At 63.8% G+C, this 19,951-nt stretch carries 12 protein-coding genes; 9 read left to right on the top strand and 3 right to left on the bottom strand.

Features of this window, described 5'->3' with window-relative positions; all coding sequences use genetic code 11:
• Nucleotides 1-16: 16 nt before the first annotated feature.
• The gene (locus HND55_12560) at nucleotides 17-136 is read right to left on the bottom strand and encodes a M48 family metallopeptidase (GenBank protein ID QKK04102.1); all 120 of its coding nucleotides are present in this window, start codon (nucleotides 134-136) and stop codon (nucleotides 17-19) included.
• 223 nt (nucleotides 137-359) lie between these two features.
• On the opposite strand from HND55_12560, the gene HND55_12555 reads away from it, so the two are divergent.
• The 9 genes from HND55_12555 to HND55_12515 all read left to right on the top strand — a co-directional run bounded on the left by HND55_12555 (nucleotide 360) and on the right by HND55_12515 (nucleotide 16,393).
• Nucleotides 360-1,346, top strand: a complete 987-nt coding sequence (locus tag HND55_12555; GenBank protein QKK03417.1) for an alpha/beta hydrolase — start codon at nucleotides 360-362, stop codon at nucleotides 1,344-1,346.
• Between the two features lie 251 nt (nucleotides 1,347-1,597).
• The gene (locus HND55_12550) at nucleotides 1,598-3,919 is read left to right on the top strand and encodes a PQQ-binding-like beta-propeller repeat protein (GenBank protein ID QKK03416.1); all 2,322 of its coding nucleotides are present in this window, start codon (nucleotides 1,598-1,600) and stop codon (nucleotides 3,917-3,919) included.
• Between the two features lie 237 nt (nucleotides 3,920-4,156).
• Entirely contained in the window at nucleotides 4,157-6,184 is a 2,028-nt protein-coding gene (locus tag HND55_12545) for a hypothetical protein (GenBank protein ID QKK03415.1), read from the top strand.
• A gap of 55 nt (nucleotides 6,185-6,239) precedes the next feature.
• Entirely contained in the window at nucleotides 6,240-7,103 is an 864-nt protein-coding gene (locus tag HND55_12540) for a hypothetical protein (GenBank protein ID QKK03414.1), read from the top strand.
• 37 nt (nucleotides 7,104-7,140) lie between these two features.
• Nucleotides 7,141-9,543 (top strand): hypothetical protein, encoded by a 2,403-nt coding sequence (locus HND55_12535; GenBank protein ID QKK03413.1) that lies wholly within the window; start codon nucleotides 7,141-7,143, stop codon nucleotides 9,541-9,543.
• An 81-nt stretch (nucleotides 9,544-9,624) separates the two neighbouring features.
• Nucleotides 9,625-10,968: a hypothetical protein gene (locus HND55_12530; GenBank protein ID QKK03412.1), complete on the top strand. Its 1,344-nt coding sequence runs from the start codon at nucleotides 9,625-9,627 to the stop codon at nucleotides 10,966-10,968.
• Nucleotides 10,969-11,629: 661 nt separating this feature from the next.
• Nucleotides 11,630-12,634 carry a hypothetical protein gene (locus HND55_12525; GenBank protein QKK04101.1) on the top strand — a complete coding sequence of 335 codons (1,005 nt, stop codon included), beginning with the start codon at nucleotides 11,630-11,632 and terminating at the stop codon, nucleotides 12,632-12,634.
• 260 nt (nucleotides 12,635-12,894) lie between these two features.
• Nucleotides 12,895-14,022, top strand: coding sequence for an acyl-CoA desaturase (locus HND55_12520; protein QKK03411.1), 1,128 nt, complete (start codon nucleotides 12,895-12,897; stop codon nucleotides 14,020-14,022).
• A gap of 478 nt (nucleotides 14,023-14,500) precedes the next feature.
• Nucleotides 14,501-16,393 (top strand): hypothetical protein, encoded by a 1,893-nt coding sequence (locus HND55_12515; protein ID QKK03410.1) that lies wholly within the window; start codon nucleotides 14,501-14,503, stop codon nucleotides 16,391-16,393.
• 2 nt (nucleotides 16,394-16,395) lie between these two features.
• Here HND55_12515 and HND55_12510 read toward each other — a convergent pair whose 3' ends face one another.
• Both HND55_12510 and HND55_12505 read right to left on the bottom strand, forming a co-directional pair.
• Nucleotides 16,396-17,892: a 4Fe-4S binding protein gene (locus HND55_12510; GenBank protein ID QKK03409.1), complete on the bottom strand. Its 1,497-nt coding sequence runs from the start codon at nucleotides 17,890-17,892 to the stop codon at nucleotides 16,396-16,398.
• Nucleotides 17,893-17,899: 7 nt separating this feature from the next.
• Complete coding sequence (locus tag HND55_12505; protein QKK03408.1) at nucleotides 17,900-19,915, bottom strand: hypothetical protein; 2,016 nt, start codon at nucleotides 19,913-19,915, stop codon at nucleotides 17,900-17,902.
• Nucleotides 19,916-19,951 lie beyond the last annotated feature (36 nt).

The raw sequence follows: 19,951 nt of genomic DNA, 5'->3' as shown, positions 1-19,951 counted from the left end.
ACAGGCGGCCGGCCCGCTAGAGCAACTCGACCTCCAAAAGCGCCTTGCGGGCCTGCCAGTCCGGTATGACGCGCTCCAGAAACGCGTGGAACTCGCGACCGTGGTCGTGATCTACCACGCGGCAAAGCTCGTGCATCTCGACCTGCTGGATGCACCGGGCCCGTCGCCCGGCCACGAACACGACCCGGTCCTCGAGTCGGCGTTTGACCTGCCGGCTGAAATCATCCAAGGCATCAAGGTCAGCCCGCCGGTGCTCAGGTCGATGCCCATGCTGTTATGCAACCGGTCGTGCAGAGCGTCGCCCCGGGCTATACTCGGCATTGCTGAAAGGGATTGGCTTAGTGGTACAGGGCCTGACCATGCATCGAATCCTCCTTGTTCTCTGGCTGATCTGCGGCTTTGGCGTGACGCAGGCGCAGACCATGCCGACCCACCCGGATCTGAGCTACGCGGTCGTCGGCGGCCGTGATCTGATGCTCGATCTGTACCTGCCGGCGAGCGGATCGACGCCCTTTCCGCTGCTGGTCTGGATTCACGGCGGAGGTTGGAGTGGCGGCGCCCGCTTCCCTGTGCCTGGCGCCGCCCTGGACATGCGTGACCACGGTTTCGCCGTGGCCTCGATCAGCTACCGGCTCAGCGGCGACGCGGCGCTGTGGGGCGGTGCGCCGGTGACTTTTCCGGCGCAGATACATGATGTCAGGGCGGCGATCCGCTGGTTGCGCGCGAGCGCCGCGCTGTACCAGCTTGATCCACAGCGCATTGCGGTCTGGGGCGCGTCGGCGGGGGGACATCTGGCCGCACTTGCCGGCACCTCGGGCAATGATCCCGAGCTCGAAGGCAGCGTTGGCGTTCATCTGGACCAGTCCAGTGAGGTACAGGCGGCGGTTGACTACTACGGCCCGACTGATCTGTTCATGATGAACGCCGACGTCACCACGCCTCCCGGCAGCACGATTGACCATGATGCGCCGAATTCTCCGGAATCACGCCTGATCGGCTACAGCCTGCCCGGTCAGGGCATCGGCGTGCTGCGCGCCAACATCGACAACCCCGCGCCGCCGTTCCCGGCGCTTGTGCAGAAGGTCGTTCAGGCCAATCCGCAGACCTGGGTCGATGCCGATGATCCGCCGTTCATGGTCGCCCACGGCACCGCCGACACCCTGGTGCCCTTTGGTCAGAGCTTGCGTCTGCTGAGCACGCTGAGTGCCTTCGGCCACACGCCAGTGTTCGTGCCGGTGGAGGAAGCCGGCCATGGTGGTTTCCCACCGCTCGTGGCCGACCAGGTCCATGCCTTCCTGCTGACGGTCTTGCAGCCGGAGGTGTTTGCGGATGGATTCGAGCCGTAGTCGCTTGGAACCCACTATTGCATAAAGGCTTTGCGGGTCAGTCTGAGCGTTTCGCGTTGTCTGGAAGAGATCAGCAGTCCATCAGGGCTGGCTCAGGATCAGCTCAGCGCGCGTGATAGTATTCTTGCTCAGGCCAGTGGTGAACGCGCATTGTCATGCCAGACGCCTTCAAGCTCGATGACATCGTAGTCATTCCTGACGAGCTGACGGTCTGCCGCTCCGGTCAACGCGTTACCCTCAAGCCAAGGTCCATGTCCCTTTTGTTGGTGTTGGTCAGCGAGCCTGGGCGCGTATTCAGCCGTGGCGAGCTCCTCGATCGCGTTTGGGGGGCGGTGGAAGTCTCAGATCAAGTGCTGACGAACGCCGTCTGGGAGCTCCGCCAGGCGCTTGGCGACTCGACAAAATCGCCGCGTTTTGTGTGTACGATTCCACGGCGCGGGTACAAGCTGCGATGCAAGCCGCAATCACTGACCGAGGTGGCCACCACCAACCGTCGACCCATGCTCCGAGCGACGGCGCTGGTGTCTTTGCTGTTACTCGCAGGAGCGATGCTGGCTTGGTGGTGGGCACAGCTTCAGCCAGGCACTCAGCCTCACCTCGACGTGGATCCGAAACTCCAGGCCTGGCAGTTCAAAACCGGTGGCGAGGTTCATACAGACCCTGTCGTCATCGACAACGATCTTGTCATTGGCTCCTATGACGGTTTTGTCTATCGCCTGTCCCTGACCGGCGAGGAACGCTGGCGTACCGATGTCAGTGCTCGCATCGAGCAGAATCTGGCCAGTGATGGCGAGCGCGTGTATGTCGTCGCCCTGGACGGCTACTGTTATGCCCTGGACTTGAAAAGCGGACGCGAACTGTGGCGCCGCAAGGTTGAATCCAACTCGCCGCCTGCGGCAACGCAATCCGGCGTGCTCATTGTCGGGCACGACCATGTGTTATGGCATCTGAACGCTGAAAGCGGCGCCAGCGAGCCCATCATCAGAAGTGTGGGTGTCGTACTGGTCAAGCCGCTGATGGTAGACCGGACCGCGATCCTGATCGAGGAAGACGGTCGCATCAGTGCCGTTGACCTGCAGGAGAGACGTCTGCGCTGGCGCAAACAACTGGAGGGCGCCGCGTCCAGCGCTCCCGTCGAATCCGAAGGCGTCATCTATGTAGGCACCGGCCGGGGCTACGTTTACGCGCTTGATGTGAAGCGTGGCACCGAGCTGTGGCGAGCACGCGTCTCGGCTCGCAATGCCAGCGGCATCGAGGCCAGCGTTCAGGCAGGTCGTGTTTTTGCAAGCTCGGGCGAGGGCGATCTGGTGGCAATGGATATGGCCAGCGGCGATGAGCTATGGCGGATTCGCGGTGACGGCTTTTTTTCGCCGCCGCGGTATGCCCATGGCGCGGTATTTGCTGGCAACGGTGATGGGCTGGTGTACGCTCTGGACGCCGCCGATGGCCGCGTTCTCTGGCTGTCTGAGGTTGGCGCCTGGTTGCTGACCCGTCCGGCCGTAGTCGGTGGCATGGTCATGATCGGTGATGCCGCCGGATACCTCAATGGATTGCCGCTGTCAGGCGGTCATCTATCCGTCAGGGGACGGCCGACGCCGGAGCCGCCAAAACCGGAATTGCTATGGTCTTTGAACCTGGGGGATCCCATCACGATTGCACCCACACATCATCAAGGCATTCTTTACGTGGCGGCTGGTGCATGGCTGGTAGCCGTGGATGCCGAGAGCCGCCAGGAGCTTTGGCGCTATCCAGCCCTGGGCGCCATCCACAGTCAGCCGGGAATTGGTGGTGGTCGTGTCTGGTTCACCACGCGCGCGCAACAGCTCATCGGGATTGACCTTGAAAACGAACTGGACGTCATTGAAGCCCGGCTGCCCGCGAACTCCATCAGCGGCCCCCTGTGGCTGGGCGACGGCGTGGCGTTTGGGGATCAATACGGCAACGTGCACCGTTTTGACGCCAGCGGCAGTCGCCGCTGGACGGTGCGGGTCTCGGAAGGATCTCATCCGGTTAACGCCGATCCTCTGCTGGTCGATGGCATGATCGTGGTCGGCTCATGTGATGGTCACATCTACGCGCTGGACGCTGGAAGCGGTGAGGTTGTGTGGCGCATTCGGTCAGGCGATTGCGTGGTCGCCGACACGGTTGCCGGTCTGGATCTGCTCTACACCGGCGACTACAACGGCCAGTTCGTGGCATTTGACCGCGAAGGCATGGAGCGATGGCGCTTTTCGACCGATGGCGAGATCTGGTTCCAACCCGCGGTCGCCGAGGGCCTGGTTGTCTTCGGCAACGGTGACTATCACGTCTACGCCCTGGATGCTGAAAGCGGCGAAGAGCGCTGGCGCTACCGCGCCGGAAACAGGACGCTGAGTGACGTTGTTCATTACCCCGGCCTTTTCATCGTCGGCAGCTATGATGGCTGTCTGTATGCACTCGCTGCCGAGACCGGCGAAGCCGTCTGGCGTTTTTGCAGCAAGCGTGAGCTGATCAATCCAATGCTGGTTGACGACTCCGTGATTGTCGGTGGCGATGATGGGGTGCTGTACGCGCTGCGTGCATCAGTCGATTGACCGCCGGAGGGAAACAGCAAGACACTCCGCGGTGCCTGCCAACGAGTGACGGCGGCCGCTCGCCGCTGGAATCGGCTCCAAATCATGCCCTGAGCATCTCCTGATGAAATCCTGAGGTCTTGGGCTGCGCTATCCCTTGAATATCAACCCAGTGCCCATTCAGGGGCAGAGCGTGGGGCATGTCGAATGAATGCAACGCACACGCAATCCGGGCCGAATCCGGGAGGAAAAAGACCAATGATCAGGGTCATTGCCTGCAGTCTCGTGATTCTGAGCTGCATTCCTGCCGCGGTGGTGGCTGATACGTTTACCTATCAGGGCAGGCTGGAGCAATCCGGTACGTCGGCAAACGGCGTGCATGATTTCCAGTTCGAGCTGTGGACGGCGCTCAACGCGGGTGATCAGGTCGGTGCAACGCTATTGGTTGAGAATGTCCCGGTCGTTGACGGGCTGTTCATGGCGGAACTGGATTTTACCGATCCGGCCGCGTTTGACGGTAACCGGCGCTGGCTGCAGATCTACGTCAAGGCCGATGCCGAGGCAGTCTACACGCCGCTGTCGCCGCGACAGCCCATCCACACAGCACCGTATGCCATTCATGCCCGGACGGTGGGCTGGGTTCCGGATACTGCCCTGTTCGGCACCTACAATGGTCAGCTCGAATTGACGCATCCGCTCAACTCGTTTTACGGCAGCGGTGCGGGACTGACCACGCTCAACGCCAGCCAGTTGACCACAGGCAGCGTTCCCGGCGGCGCACTCAACGGGACGTATGGCAATCCGGTAACGTTTACCAACGGTACGTTCATAGGAGACGGAGCGGGGTTGATCAACCTCGATTGGGGCAACCTGGTGAATGTGCCCGCAGGATTCGCAGACGGCGTCGACAATGATTCGGTGGTATGGCTACAAAATGGCAGCACTGCATACTACAGCGCCGGCCATGTGGGCATCGGGACCAGCGCCCCGACCCATTCACTCACGATCGCTGCGCCAAGTCAGAACGCTTTGCGGCTGATCGGTCCTCTCGGCAGTTTCGGCCACGGCGCCCGCCTGAACTTCGGCGACGGCGATTTTGCCTATATCGAAGAAGATCAAGACGACCGCCTGAAGTTCCGGTCCAGTCGTTTTGCCTTTGAGAATGGTTCTGTTGGCATTGGCACCGATTCGCCTTCGCAGCTGCTGCACATCATGGGCAATATGCCTTCATTGCTGATCGAGAATACGGCAGACACTCAGACATCATTACAGTTCCGGCGGCCCAGCGACGGTCCCGATGACTATTCGATCTCGGTCGGCGGGTCCGGCGAAATGACGACAAAGGTTGCCGGTTTTGAGGCCATCACCATTCGCCCGAGCTATCGTGCTGTCGGCGTTGGTGTGACGGCGCCCGCCGCCCAGCTGCATGTCGAGAACAAAGACCTCTCCAGACCGAGTCTGCTTGCCTATCACCAGTCCTGGTTCAACGACGTCCCGGCGATTTTGGGTGTCAACCGGCAGCAGAATGCCTACGGCGTGGGTGTCGAGGGCCGGGGAGCCTCGATTGGCGTGCTGGGCAGTGGCACAGGGTCACTTGATGTCGGTACGCAAGGCGGGACTCGCGTCGGCCTATGGGGCGAGACGTCTGTCCAGAATACGTACAACTATGGAGTCTACGCCTGGGCTGACAGCGGCACCGAGAACACCGGCATCTATGCCTATGCACCCGTCGGCGTCGGCTCAAGGGCGGCCTGGTTTGACGGCACGGTGATCACCAACGGTTTCCTTGGAACCTCCGGCGCTTCGCTTCGGATTGATCATCCTCTCGATCCGGAGAACAAGTACCTTTCCCACTCGGTTGTCCAGTCGCCGGACATGATGAACGTCTATAACGGCAACGTGACCACCGACGCCACCGGATACGCGGTGGTCACCCTGCCCAACTGGTTCAGCGCCCTCAATGGCGACTTCCGGTATCAGCTCACGACCATTCGTTCGTTCTCGCGCGCCATGATCGCCGAGGAGCTCGACCCGGCAACGAACACCTTTGTTATCCGGACCGAGGAGCCCGAGGTCAGCGTATCGTGGCAGATCACCGGCGTGCGGCAGGACGCATGGGCCGAGGCCAATCGCATCCGGGTGGAGGAAGACAAGGCCACGGCCAACCGCGGGCTCTACCTCGCTCCGAAGGCTTTCGACCAGCCGCCTGAAATGGGCATCGGTTGGCGCCATAGACGGGAAGCCATGGAAGCGTCCAGGCAGGCCTTGGCCGAGCAAGAGCAATGAGCCGGCCCAGTTCAGCAATGACGGTCCAACGAACGCCACACCGGAGGCCAAAGCGATGAGTCACTTAGCTGCCAGAATAATTGCCGCCGCCAGCACCCTTCTCGCCGGGCTGTTGATGCCTGTGCGCGGGTCTGCCCAGCTCGCCGAGAACCTCTCGCAACAGGAGCGCTGTGCCCGCTACGCTGAAGAGAGCCTTCACCAGGTCCATCGGGCCAGGGAAATGAACTGTGACGATGGTGGGCCGCGCTGGCTGGCTGACTATGACGCTCATTACGCATGGTGTCTGAGCCAGGACACCAGCACCCTGCAAGACGAGCTTGAATTCAGAGACAATGAGCTTGTGCGTTGCGAAACCGGTCGCAAGAAGGGCGAGGTGAAAGCGGCCCCGCCACCGACCATGGCGCCGCTCGACGAGGCCCGGATGATGGAGGGTGCCCTGGAAGTGGTGCCGCCAGCAGAGCTGAGCGCCAGCGCCCGTTGCCAGGCCTATACACTCACTGCCGTTGCTCAGCAGCGGCAGAACGAGTTGGAGCGCTGCGGTTACACCGGTTCAGCCTGGAGCGCCGATGCCAACATGCATCGCGCCTGGTGCGCCGATCAGGTTCCGGCCACCCTGGATGGCGAGACCCGGGCTCGCACGGCGGCCCTCCAGAGCTGTCTGGGCAGCGAGCCGGCCGTTGGCGGCAACGCACGCTGCACCGCCTATGCGGCCTCTGCCGTCGATCAGGCGACGACCCAGCAGACCCACAATTGCAACTTCTCCGGCGCGCGCTGGAGCACCGATTTCCTGCTCCATTACCGCTGGTGCCTCAAGCAGCGGGCGACCCAGCCTGAGGACCATCAGGCAGCCCGCAACCGGCAGCTCGCCGACTGTGGCGTGTCTGCCACGCCGATTCCTATTCCAATAATAAGCCCCTGAGCGAAAGGCAATCGAGTCTGCCCGAAGGAGCTGCATCATGAACAAGGTCGATTTCTCGATAAGCGTCGACCGGTCTGTTGGCGCCGGTCCCATGCTGCTCGTGGCAATGCTCCTGTGGGCAGCACCCAAGGTTGCAGCGGATCAGCTCCACCCGGGGTGCGAGCGCTACGCAGCAGCGGCTGTCGGTCAGCAGCAACAGAACCTGGAACTGGGCTGCGGTCTTTCCGGCCCGGCCTGGAATGCCGATCACAGGTCCCACTACAACTGGTGCATCCACGGAGAGAACTATGAGCGCTTCGCGGCCGCCGAGGAGCGTCGACGTGCCGAGCGGCTGGCCAGCTGCCGTTCGGCCGCGACGCCGCCCGGGCGCGTCCAGGATACGGCGTGCACCGACTACGTCGAGACCGCCGTGGGTCAGCATCAGGAAAACCTGGACCGGGACTGCGGCTTCACCGGGCCGCGCTGGAGCAAGGACATTCAAAGCCATCGCAATTGGTGCATGCGCGTCTCAGAGACCCAAAGGCGGCAGGAGCAAATGGCGCGTGAGCTGGCTCTTCAGCAACAATGTGCGCGTCGAATGGATCCAGGCCCGCCTGTTGTGGACGGATCGGATGTAGAGGGTCCTGCGGCCGGACGTCAGCAGGTTCGCTACGCGGGCCCTGCGCCGGAAGTGGTCGAACCCGGGAAAAACCAGTACGCCGCCATCTTTGTGCCCGTGGTGATGTACTACCTGGAGCGTTACTACGCCGGTACCCCGAACCAGTCGGATACCGACCGGGAAATCGCCCTGATCCTGAACGCCCAACCCAACGCCCGGATGCATCTCGAGCGGGCGCTGCAACGCTTCAAGGCACTGCCTGAGCTCACTCGCCAGTCCCTCTTCGACGAGGAGACGCTTGCGCTGACCTCGAACGCGGCCTTGCCGCTGGATGTCGGCGCCGTGCAGCAGCGGTTCAATAGCATCGTGGCCCCGCTGACAACCAGTCCGCCCGCATCACCGGGCCCGCTGGGCGCCCGGAATGCCTCGAAGTTTGCCAACCCGGACATCCCCGGCACTGAAGCCTATCAGATCGCGCTGAGTTGGCAGGACCGGGCCGACGACGAACACGGATACATGATCTACCGGGCTTTCAAACCGCGAGACAACCGTCAGCAGGCTGACGCCACGATCGAAATCCTGGACCGCGTGGGACCCGGCGTGACGACCTACGTCGACGTGCTCGCCAAGCCTGCCGACCAGGAAGATCAGTACTGCTATCAGGTGGCGTCGTATAAGCGAAGTCCCGTATCGCTCAGCGGGCAGCAACCGCAGCTATTGATCTCGGAGCGATCGAACATCGCGTGTGCGCCTTACGACCCCCTGCTTGCGCTGCCGCCGCCGGCCAAGGACACTGACGGCGACGGTCTGGTGGACCCGATCGACGAATGCCCATTTGTTCCCGGCAAGGCCTTGCACGGCTGCCCCGATCTCGATGATGACGGCATCCGCGACACGGTTGACCAATGCCCGACTGAGCCTGCCGATCCACCGAGCGGCGCCTACCCACCGAAGGCTGGATGCCCGATTCGGTACAACCTCCGCTGGCTGGGCATGAAGGTGTTAAACAATTCAATTTCGGCAAACCGTCCGAAACACTTCCACTATAACGAGCCACGCAACGACAGCCTTGGAGCTGGCGAGGAACCCTACCTGCACTTCGGTCTCCTGAACGGGCATCATCAGGGCATCCCGGCCTATGGCTCGACCCAGTGGTGCTGTGGTGAAGGCATCGATGTCGATAACAGGGCTGATTTCGAGCCGGATTCCGATATCAGTGGCGAGCAGCATCCGGCTGCGCTTGACACCTTGCGGCAGAACGGTCTGCAGGTCTTTCCCATTCATCCGGGCGTCCGCTTTGCACCGATCGACACGTTGGGCATGGTTATGACTGTCACGCTGATGGAGCGCGATGGAACGATCACCGTTTATCCATCTGCCGACAGCGACGCCGCCGGGGCAATTCTCAAGGTTGGCGGTTCGGTGGCTGGTGCGGTGGGAGGGTGCATGACCGGCGCCGGTTGCCTGGCCGGAGTCGCCGCTGCCTTCAAAGGCCTGATAGACACGGTATTCGGCTTTATGGCATCGGACCCGAAGCCGGTCGAAGTCGCGGATGAAGACGACTTCATGGGCAGCGATGTCTGGGTGATCACCCGCGCTGAAGCCCAGCAACGAACCAGCCAGAACGGCGCCTACGCTTTCCACTTCGTGGAGCTGCCAACGACGCAGTGGAAGCTGTGCAGCTACAAGCCCTGTGGCGCGGGCGGCGGCAGGATTGCAACCATGCGCGCGCGCCTCGATTTCTGCCTTTATCGGGAGGGGATCCCGGAACGCGAAATCCGCCAGCGTTGCCGCCCGTCATCCATGGTGCTTCCCTGGCCAATGGTGGGGTCGTCGCCTTAGCGTAACAACGGGAGCCCCGCCGGGCCGGGTCTTTCAGAGCCCGTGGCCAGCGCAGGCGAGTCTGCCCGAAGGAGCTGCATCATGAACAAGGTCGATTTCGCGATAAGCGTCGACCGGTCTGTTGGCGCCGGTCCCATGCTGCTCGTGGCAATGCTCCTGTGGGCAGCGCCCAAGGTTGCAGCGGATCAGCGCCATCCGGGTTGCGAGCGCTACGCAGCAGCGGCTGTCGGTCAGCAGCAACAGAACCTGGAACTGGGCTGCGGTCTCTCCGGCCCGGCCTGGAATGCCGATCACAGCGCCCACTACAACTGGTGCATGCACGGTGAGAATCATGAGCGCTTCGCCGCCGCCGAGGAGCGTCGACGTGCCGAGCGGCTGGCCAGCTGCCGTTCGGCTGCGACGCCGCCTGGACGTGTCCAGGATACGGCGTGCACCGACTACGCCGAGACCGCCGTGGGTCAGCATCAGGAAAACCTGGACCGGGACTGCGGCTTCACCGGGCCGCGCTGGAGTCCTGATTTCCAGGGGCACTACGCCTGGTGCCTGGACGGCGACAACCTCGAGCGCTTCGCGCCCGCCGAGCAGAAGCGGCGAGCCGAAGCGCTGGAAGCTTGCTCGACCGGCGGTGGCCTTGACGCACCGAATCCTGCAGCCCCGGCGGCGGGCCTTGTCCGGGTGTGGAACTCGAGCTGGGAGGAGGCTTGCAAGGCGCACTGCAGCGAGGAGCTTGCACCCGGGATCGTCTCCGCCTGCCTCGCTGACCAAGCGGCAGTCAACGGGGGCGTGGACTGTGCTGCAGAGGCCCGCGCGTTTTCCGGGCGATGCGCGCTGGAAAGATGCCGCCCGTTTCCTGATCTCGACAGCGCTCAGCTACTCAGATTGGCGCGGGCTGCGGCCTTGGAGTTTGAGGCGGTGCCGCTCCAACCGTGGGATAGCTTTGACTACCTGGGCCCGGACGGCAAGCCCGGCAGCCGCCTCGAGGTCTTCACCACGCTGCCCGGCGTCCCCGGCCGCGAGAAGATCGCAGCTCTGCTGTCGGCCGGCAAGACGGGATGGAACGGTTCTCGCTGGGAGGATCTCTTCCGCGCCGTCGAAATCGGCCGTGGCGACCTGTTGCCGCCGGTGCTGGGCTTTTGGCAGGGGCTACCGGCCGAGCTGGCTCTGGAAGCGGAGGCGGTCGGGCACTTGCAGCGCGAACTGGGCGCCACGGCACCGCAGCTAACGCGCCGTCACGGCACGGCGCTGTTTCCGGTGCTCGAGTTTTCCGACCCGAGCGGCCCCCTTTTCTTCTATACCTCCAGCGTGCGTTCCAGCCGCGTCCTCGAAATGTTGCCGCTGGTGACTCCGACGCCGACCCGGGAGGTCGTCGCCAAGCGGGTTCAGTTCCGTGGCGACTGGAACCGGCGCCTGGACGAGATTGACTGAGAGGGTTTGACCGATGAAACGAAGCCTGCCATGCCTGATCCTGCTTTGGCTGATCGCATCGACAGTCACAGATCCGGTCTGCGCACGCTGCATCCTCCATGAGCACGGCCCGAAAATGATCATCGACGGTGTTCAGTACCGCTACATCCGGGACTCCCTGGACAGCAGTCGGCAGATCGTGCTGGAGGCGGGTACACCGAACTACGCCCAGTCAGACTTTGCTGGCGACAACGACTGCGGACCGACGGCAGCCGCGATGCTTCTCGGCCACTGGGATGCCAATGGCTGGCCCTGCATGATCCGCGACGACGGACCGTACATCAGATCCGACCCGCAACCCGACAGCGGACTCGCCCGTCTGGTCCGGGCGCTACAGAAGGAGCTGCCCTACAGCGGTAGCATCGGCACACCGCCAGCGCGCGGCCTGGATCTGGTCAGCAGCGGCCTGCAGGAGGTTGTGCGCACCCGCGCCCCCGGCGCCAGCTGGCACACCGACGAAGACGAGTTCATCTCCTACTCCGACGTGCGTGCGGCGATCGACGCCGACCGGCCACTGATGTTCCTGGTGCGCGTTGGAGGCTGGGAGCTCTGCTGCGGCACGAACGCGCAGTGGGATGGCGCCGGCGGCAGGATTGGCTCGAAGTTCATCGACTGGCACTGGATGACGACGATCGGCTACCGTCACATCGTCGAGGGGGAACGCGTCTTCGGTGACTGTGTCGACTGGCTCAATGACGACGAGTTCTGGTTCATCAGCCGCGGCGGCTGGAATCGCGGCGGTGACTCCCGGATCTGGTACCACACCTACTTCTGGGACGCGGCGGATCTCTATACCGTCGAGGTGACGCCGGGAGGAGACGCCTCCACCTGTACAGACCCGGAGGACGAGGATGGTGACGGGCATGCCACAACCTACCCGAGCGTCGGGCGTTCCGCAGGCGACGATTGCGACGACGCACGAGCCAGCGTGTACCCCGGGGCGCCGGAGATCGCCGACGGCCTGGACAACGACTGCGACGGTTGGACCGAGACCGGCGCCTGGACCGGTGCCGGACCCTGCCCGGGCGGGCCCGAGGACGCGCGGTTCAGTCGCGGCAGCCCCACAGACCTCGACGCTCACGAGAACGGCGTCTACCTTTCTCGCCGTGCCGACTCGCCCCTGGCCATGGCCGTCGACTCCGTCCGGGGCTTCGTCGTCTCCTGGTGGGGGGACGGCGTGGCCACGACCGGGGATGCCAAGAACCTGCACAAGGTGAGCGATCACAGCGGCCCCCTGACATGGAAGCCCGCCGAGGGAAAACGACGCGAAGACCTCCTGGCCGTAGGCATGGGGACCTTCTTCCGGGTCTGGGCCTACTACCGGGACGGGACATTCAGTCACGGCACGCCGGAAGACCTTGGAGTTTTTGAGGCGCCCCGTCGCTACATCCTGCCGCGGGGCAAATCGCCCGATGACATCGTCGCTGTGGCCTACGATCCCGGCACCGGGCGAATGCGGGCCTGGTACCGGGACGGAACGATCAGTGAAGGCACGCCAGAGGATCTCGGTGCTTACTTGGAGGCAGCTCCTTACCAGACACCGAGCGGCCTTGGGCCGGCTGACATCATCGGTGCTGGGGGGCGGGGCGAGGGGATCACGTTATGGTACCGGCGCAAAATCTGCTGAGGAAGCAGATGGTGGACCCTGGCGAGCCGAAGCCCCCCGCGTGCAATCGCCACCCCTAAGCCACATGCATTCTATCTTGTTGCAGGCTTGCTGAACCAAGCAGCCGCACAACGCCGATTGGAACGCCAGTCATTCAGGACTGCTGTGCGCTTCAGATCTGTTGTTGCGCTGCTGGCGTTTCAGCCCGATTAGTCCGCCGGGACAATGTCGATTTTCCGCGACCGCTTTGAACGCTTTTTCATTTTGTTCGTCGAATGGACATGAGTCATACAAAACCCCGTCTGGTCACCGAGAACGTGACCTTCTTCGTTCTGATTGTCCTTCTTGGACTCGTTGCCGCGCCATTGTGGTGGTTTTTCCAGGGTTTCAGTGCCTGGACCTGGCTGGCTGCCGGCGTCTTCTGGGTGGTCAGCGGTCTGTCGATCACCGCCGGCTACCATCGTTTGTGGTCGCACCGCACCTACCGGGCGGGCAAGCCGCTGCGCGTGTTCTTTGCGATTTTCGGCGCTCAGTCGCTGCAGAATTCCATCCTGGTCTGGGCCGCGCGCCATCGCGTGCACCACCGCCATGTCGATGACGTCGAGCGGGACCCGCATTCGATCAGAAGGGGTTTCTGGCACGCTCACATGGGGTGGATGTTGCGCCACTGGCCGACCAGCAAGATCGACTATGAGGTTGTGCGCGACCTCAAACGTGATCCGGTGGTGATGTGGCAGCATCGCTGGTACTGGCCGCTGACCTGGTTCATGAACCTCGGGCTGCCCCTGATCCTGGGCTGGCTGGTCGGCGACATCGTCGGCATGGTGCTGCTCGCTGGCGCCTTCCGGCTGGCGTTTTCCCAGCAATGCACCTTCTTTATCAACTCGCTGGCCCATACCCTCGGTCGCCGCCATTACAGCATCGACAACTCCGCCCGCGACAGCGGCGTGGTCGCGCTGCTGACCTGGGGTGAGGGCTACCATAATTTCCACCACGCCTTCCAGACCGACTACCGCAACGGGATTCGATGGTGGCAGTTCGATCCCGGCAAGTGGCTGATCCGGTCGGCGGCCTGGTTGGGGCTGGCCGGCGGTTTGCGGCGTACGCCGGCGTTCAAGGTCCGTCGGGCGCGGCTGCAGGTCGAGTTCCGGGAACTGCAGGAACGCCTGGCCGGCAATCCGGCCGCGATGAACTGGGCCGATACGCTCGACCGCGAATACCGTCAGTTTTGCGAGACCGTGGCCCAGTGGCAGGCTGTTCAGGCTGATCGCTTCGCGGCCGGCAAGGCGGCACTGCGCGACCGGTGGTGTCGCACCGAGCTGGCTACACGCTACCGCGAGCTCGAATATCGACTCAAGATGCAGGCCCGCCGCCTGGCGACTCTCCGCCGCGTGGCTGCTCTCGCCTAGTGGGCCATGCGGCTAATTAGGTAACGCTCAGAGCCGCTGTGCTGGTGCGAATCAAGGCGCGTTTCGCAGGGAATGGTTGTTCCCTTTCCAAGAAACGCAACGCCGAGTCGCGCCAGCACAGCGGCTCCCGAAGGGCCGCCGCACAAGCGCCGTGGGCGGCGTTGCACTCGCTTGAATTGGCGATGGCCAGTCCTGCGCTCGCGCGCCTTGCCCACAACGCTTGTGCGACGGCTGAGTGTTACCTAATTAGCCGCATGGCCCACTAGCCGGACCATTCAGCATCCGGGTATTGGCGCTCCAGACTGAGTCATGAGCAGTCCGGTCCTGTGGGCCAGGCAACCCCGCGAGACAAGCTCCATGAGGCAATACTTCTGATCGTATTCGCAATAGTGCCGACTTGATGCTGGACAATTCTTGGGTTGACCATCTGAGGTTAGACTGACTCCTTGCCCAACTGGTGGGGCGAGGGATTCTTCCAATGCCCAGTCAAGATACACGGCGTCTGGTCCTGGCCGTTTCGATTGCGCTTGCTGCCTGGCTGATGCACGCAGCCAGTTCGCTCAGCCAGCAGCCGGCTGAAGCGGAGTGGGTGTGGGCGGCGGATGGTGACCGGGTGGTGTTCGAATTCGCAACCCCGCTGCTCGATCTGCACGGCATACGGGTCGGGGGCGAAAACGGTGCAACGGGGCGACTCGCGCTGCCGCTGGTGCCAGGCGGTGCTTTGCGCTACCAGACCGTTGGCGCCTCGTTCGAGTTTTTTATCGACGGCGGGCTGGAGCTGGGTGCCGGCGTGATGCTTTCTGTCGCCGATGCCGGCAGCGTCGAATTGGGCCGCCTGCGCCTGGAAGCGGCACCCGGACGGCTTCGGCTGCTGACCGCCGCCGGCCAGATCGCTTTCGTGCTGGTCGAGCCGCGGGTTCGAGTGGAACCGCAGTCGGGCCGTTTCACCCTGGACGGTGCAGGGCTCGAGTTGACGCCCTGGCTGGCCGGACGGCTGCGCAGCCCGTCGCTGTCTGGTGCGCAGATCGGGCGACTGACGCTGGCGGCACATACGCGCCAGAACAAACGCAGTGAGCAGCCGCTTGGCGCCTGCAGCGAACCAGTATGGCCTGGCACCGAGGGTGAGACCACAGACGTCGCGCTGGTCAGCATGGGCACCTATGCGCCCAACTGGGGCTGTGACGCAGGCTGCACCGGAAGCTCAACCCGCGCCACGACCTGGTGGTCACCCAGCGCCACGCTGGAAAACCAGGGCAGTACCGACGTGCCCTGGTACGACTGGCTGGGCAGCGGCAATAGCGCGCCCGAGCCACCCTACAACAACCGCCAGCATCCACTGCTGGTCTGGAATCTCTACCGCATCGATGCCGACAACCGGCTGGAACAGATCGGTGCTTCGGGAATCAAGCACGGCTATTACACGACCAATGTCTCGTGCACCTGTCCGGGTGGGCATGTGCTCTGGTCGGCCGGCAATACGCCCAATCAGGTCGGTTGTCGCGACACATACTCGGCCAGCAACAACAATGAGAACCGGCGTCTCGGACCGCGCAGCGACAGCCTGCCGGCCGAAGCGGTCTGGGGCCGATGTCGCTCCCTGTGGGATCCGGACTGTGACGGCAATACAACGGACCATGGGCTGGCGGCACCGTCCAATCGCATGACGGTGCGCGAGTCTGACCTGGCTGAATGGCTCAATCCCGAAGCCAGCTACTTTCTGGAAGCGTGGTATTTGATTCGTGACGACGAGGTGCCTGCCAACAACATGCGCCATGTCGAGGTCACAACGAGCTGGAACGGTAGCAGCTGGTCGGCGCTGTCGTTCGAAGGCGCGCAGTCTGCCGGCCCGTTCATCAATCGATGGGTTGCCCCGGGGATGACGGCCCTGGCGGCCAATCAACTGCTTGAAACCGCCAACGGTCGCGCCAGGCTGGCAGTGCGGGTCCGCCATCTCGAAGGGAACTGGTATCGCTATGACTATGCCTTGATGAACCTGGACTTTGCCGTCCCGGAAACGCAGGGTACCGAACCGGACCTTGAAGTCGTGAGCAATAACGGCTTCTCCGGTTTTGCCGTTCCCGTCACTGACGGCACGAACCTGAGCGATATCGAATTTGCCGATGGTATCCGTGAGGTGACCGAGTGGGCCTTCGGTCACACCGGGGGACAGGCAGTCTGGCAGGCGCCAGGGACGGCTGACACGCTAAACTGGGGTCGTCTTTTCCGCTTCGGTTTTTCGGCCGATCGGCCGCCGGTTGCGCTGCAGGCGCTGCTGACCACGGGTGCGGAAAACGATCGCTCCACCCATGCGGTCATGACGCTCGGGCCGGCTTTCGGTCTGATCTTCGAGGACCGCTACGAGGCCGAATAGACTCAGTGAGCCATCTGTTGCTGCGCCGTCCGGGCGCGGCGCGAGTCGGCCATGGCCGCAATCAGGGCCGGGTCGCCGGGTCGGGCCGTGCGGGCGCGTTGTAACAGTCGATCGGCCTGGTCGTACTCACCGCGAACCAGGTGCAGCCAGGCTCGCCTGAGCGGTATGTGCGGCCAGCGTGCCAGGCCCAGGCCGCCGTGATTCCAGGCATCGGCCTGTCGGTACCAGAACAGGGCATCCTGTGCGTCCCGCCGAACCGCGCCGGGCAGGAATTCAGCGCTGCCGCTGAGCACGATTTCCATCGGCACGGTAATGCGCCGGTCCAGCATTTCGGCGCGTTCCAGCGCCAGTCGCACCGTCAGCGAGTGAGCCAGCAGCAACATGGCGGCGGTAATGACCAGACTCCAAGCCATGCCCGCGCCAGTCTGTTGGCCGGACGCCTTGAGCGTGCGACCTGCAAAGCGCAGTCCGGGCCGATGCGCCAGACGATAGCCGAGCACGGCAAGAAAAGCCCCGATTGCGCCCAGCGTGACCGCCAGCAGCAGCGGAATCTGGCCATACAGGCCGCGTGTGCCGACTGCAGTGACCAGCATCACAAGGGCCGCCAGACCCTCCTCGCCCGCGGCCAGATCATAGTGGCGAATACCATCGCTCGGGCCGCGTGCCGCGGGCGGTCGTCCCGGCTTGAGAGCCAGTGCGTCGTGTGGACAGACATCAACGCAGTCGAGTGTTCGCATGCAGTCACGGTTGACCACGATCCCGTAGGTGCTGATCTCGTCATGCACGCGAACGCCTGCCGTGCACGCCGCTGTGCACAGCGCGCAGTCGTCGCAGCGGTCGCTGTCGACCGTGATGGCGACAGGCGAGAACCGGGCCGTCTGCTGAAACAGCCCGCCGTAGGGGCAGCCGTACCGGCACAGGCCGCGTGTGCCCAGGAAATAGACCATGGCAAAGCCGCTGAGCAGCAGGAACGGGATGGCGACCCAGATCGAAGGCAGCCCGGACCACAGTTCGCTTGTGCGCCAGCTTGCCGACCAGCCCTCGAACGGCGCGACCGGTCCAAGCCAGTCGGCAAGTGCCGGCCAGCTTGGCCTGATCAGCGGCAGCAACAGCTCGCGTTTGAACAGCGGCCAGACGAACAGGTAGAGGGCCAGCACCAGCGGGGCGTAACCGATCAGGCGCGCATTGAACTGTCGCGGCCGAATGCCGATGCGCCGAAGCAGCCAGCCGCAGGCGTCCTGCAGCGCCGCCATGTGGCAGGCCCAGCCACAGAAGAAACGGCCGAACAGCAGGGTGACCAGCAGCGCCAGGGCAAACAGCACGAAACCGGGGTTGACGACGCCGCGCTCGAGCGTGTGGGCGGCGTCGTCGAGCACGAAGCGTGCCAGACTGTCGCCGGTCAGCCACCAGTGCAGAACGTGAATCACGATCAGCGCGTTGACGCCAAACAGGGTCAGCGCCCGCCAGCGCCAGATCCGTGTGCCCGGCTTGCCTGGCATGGCCGGTTCAGGTCATGCCCGATTCGCGCCAGGCCAGGCCGAGCAGCCCGGCCAGCAGCAGGGTCAGGGCCAGAATCGCCCCGGTCGGTCCCGACAGGCTCGGTACCGATACCGCGCCCGCGGCACCCAGCAGACACACCATGGGACGGGGCGTTGCGCCGGGGCCGGGCCACTGCGCGTCGAGGCTGTCGAAGTCCTCGCAGGTCACGCGGCCGTCACCGGTAAAATCGCCGATCAGGCAGCGATCGGTCACGGCTGTTTCGGACTCGAAGCAGGCCAGCATGGATTCGGCATCAGACGGATCGAGCGCGCCGTTGTCGTTGAAATCACCGCGCACGAACGGGCTGGTTGCGGCCGCGACCTGACCCATGATCTCCGGTGGTGAACGGCCGGATTCCTGCCACAGGGCATAGAGCGTATCGCCCCAGTCATCGCTGATGTTGTTGTCGCGCAGCTCCTCGATGTACTGGCGTGTCGCGGTCTGGTACCAGGCGGTGACCTCAACCCGGTCGGCGCCGTCGGGAAGACGGAAATAGACATCGTCCCAGTACTGCCCGTCGGCATAGTCGCGCCCGACCACCGGAGCGCCACCCAGCTCGAAGTCGCTGCGGTCGAATCCGCGCGGGGGTATCCGGGTGTCCTTGACGATCGTGTCGGCCAGGGCCATGTGCCCGGTCGGTCCGGGTGCCAGCCCGGTCACTGCGGCGGCATCCTCGGACAAGCCGACGACCATCTCGTAGACCATGGTCCATTCGGTATCGAGCTCAGCCTGGAGTGGATCGTAGCCGCCGTACTCGATGAGCAGTTCATCGCTGGCGTTAAATACCCGCACGTTGAGCCAGGCGCGTCGTCCCTCGATGTGTCCGGTCGGGAGCTTGTGACCGGTTTCGTTGAACAGTCGCACGCGCAGCGCGCCCCCGACTTCCTCCAGCGCCAGCGACGCGGCCCGTCCAAGCATGTCGCGCGAGCGTGCCATGCCGGCTGCGATGGCCTCGGCATCCACGTCCGGATCATCGGCGAAATGCCGGCCGATGATGTCCAGCGTCCAGACCGATGCGCCGGCGAATTCGTGCGTGCGCAGGTCGGATCGTTCCGGACCCATGATGGCAGCCCGGCCGGCAGTACGCGGCATGTGACAGTCCTGGCAGCTGGACACCACGCTCACTCCGTCTCCGCCAAAGCGCCCGCCCATGTCGACGCCGCCGTCGGCGAAGGCTGACAGTTTCCATTCCGTGTAGGTGCGCTCGAGCGGAAACTGCATCCAGGGATCTTCGTCATCGACCGGCGTATCCAGGGCGTTGTAGCGCCAGGTTCCGTCGCCCTGGCGCGAGACGGCAACGTTTCCGACGTCATGACAGGTGCCGCACAGCGCGCTTTCGGTGTGAAACGGCGACAGCTCGCGCTCGTGGTAGGGGGAGGCGTCGGGTCGTGTCCCTCGGCGCACGCCGTCGGGGTCGATCACGAACATGGCGTTGGCATAGTATTCCGGCACGGACTCGAGCGCGGCCAGCACGGTTTCGTCGCGTACAGGGCTCTCGCCGGCCACGTAGTCGGGGTTGACCAGCGAATGACAGAAGTGACAGTCCACGCCCTGGCGGTCGCTGTCGCTCAGAGCAGCGCTTTCGCTTGCGAGCGCGTTGCCGCTGATCACCGATTTGGGCACATGGCAGCGCAGGCAGTAATAGCCGACGTTTTCGGCGTCCTGGTTGGCCGTGGCCAGCTGCGCGAAGAACAGCGGATTGCGGCCGGCATGCGCCATCTTGCTGCCGCGCCAGCTGTTGACCGGGGCGGTGTCCTGTTCGCTGATCTGGTGGCAGGATGCGCAGTGATCGGCCTCCAGAAACGCGCCCGGGTGTGCGTCGCCGACCTGTGTGCCGGAGACTTCGAAATCGGTCAGAGTGGTGGGAATCGGTGTGGCCTGCAGGACGCTGCCGGCCAGCAGCGCGGCAAGCCCCCCCAGGCGAAGCCAGCAGCTGACAGGAGTGGGCTGCCGGTTGATTGCGCTGGATTCAGTGGACATCATGAATCGGCTGTCTCGTTGAAGTCAGATACGCTCATT

Source organism: Pseudomonadota bacterium (assembly GCA_013285445.1).
GTDB lineage: Bacteria > Pseudomonadota > Gammaproteobacteria > Xanthomonadales > Wenzhouxiangellaceae > Wenzhouxiangella.
This window is presented reverse-complemented; position numbering and strand designations above follow the sequence as displayed.

What these genes read in the sequence shown, in the direction of transcription:
- HND55_12560 (QKK04102.1), bottom strand. Translation starts at nt 136, where the DNA reads ATGCACGAGCTTTGCCGCGTGGTAGATCACGACCACGGTCGCGAGTTC.
- HND55_12555 (QKK03417.1), top strand. Translation starts at nt 360, where the DNA reads ATGCATCGAATCCTCCTTGTTCTCTGGCTGATCTGCGGCTTTGGCGTG.
- HND55_12550 (QKK03416.1), top strand. Translation starts at nt 1,598, where the DNA reads ATGTCCCTTTTGTTGGTGTTGGTCAGCGAGCCTGGGCGCGTATTCAGC.
- HND55_12545 (QKK03415.1), top strand. Translation starts at nt 4,157, where the DNA reads ATGATCAGGGTCATTGCCTGCAGTCTCGTGATTCTGAGCTGCATTCCT.
- HND55_12540 (QKK03414.1), top strand. Translation starts at nt 6,240, where the DNA reads ATGAGTCACTTAGCTGCCAGAATAATTGCCGCCGCCAGCACCCTTCTC.
- HND55_12535 (QKK03413.1), top strand. Translation starts at nt 7,141, where the DNA reads ATGAACAAGGTCGATTTCTCGATAAGCGTCGACCGGTCTGTTGGCGCC.
- HND55_12530 (QKK03412.1), top strand. Translation starts at nt 9,625, where the DNA reads ATGAACAAGGTCGATTTCGCGATAAGCGTCGACCGGTCTGTTGGCGCC.
- HND55_12525 (QKK04101.1), top strand. Translation starts at nt 11,630, where the DNA reads ATGACGACGATCGGCTACCGTCACATCGTCGAGGGGGAACGCGTCTTC.
- HND55_12520 (QKK03411.1), top strand. Translation starts at nt 12,895, where the DNA reads ATGAGTCATACAAAACCCCGTCTGGTCACCGAGAACGTGACCTTCTTC.
- HND55_12515 (QKK03410.1), top strand. Translation starts at nt 14,501, where the DNA reads ATGCCCAGTCAAGATACACGGCGTCTGGTCCTGGCCGTTTCGATTGCG.
- HND55_12510 (QKK03409.1), bottom strand. Translation starts at nt 17,892, where the DNA reads ATGCCAGGCAAGCCGGGCACACGGATCTGGCGCTGGCGGGCGCTGACC.
- HND55_12505 (QKK03408.1), bottom strand. Translation starts at nt 19,915, where the DNA reads ATGATGTCCACTGAATCCAGCGCAATCAACCGGCAGCCCACTCCTGTC.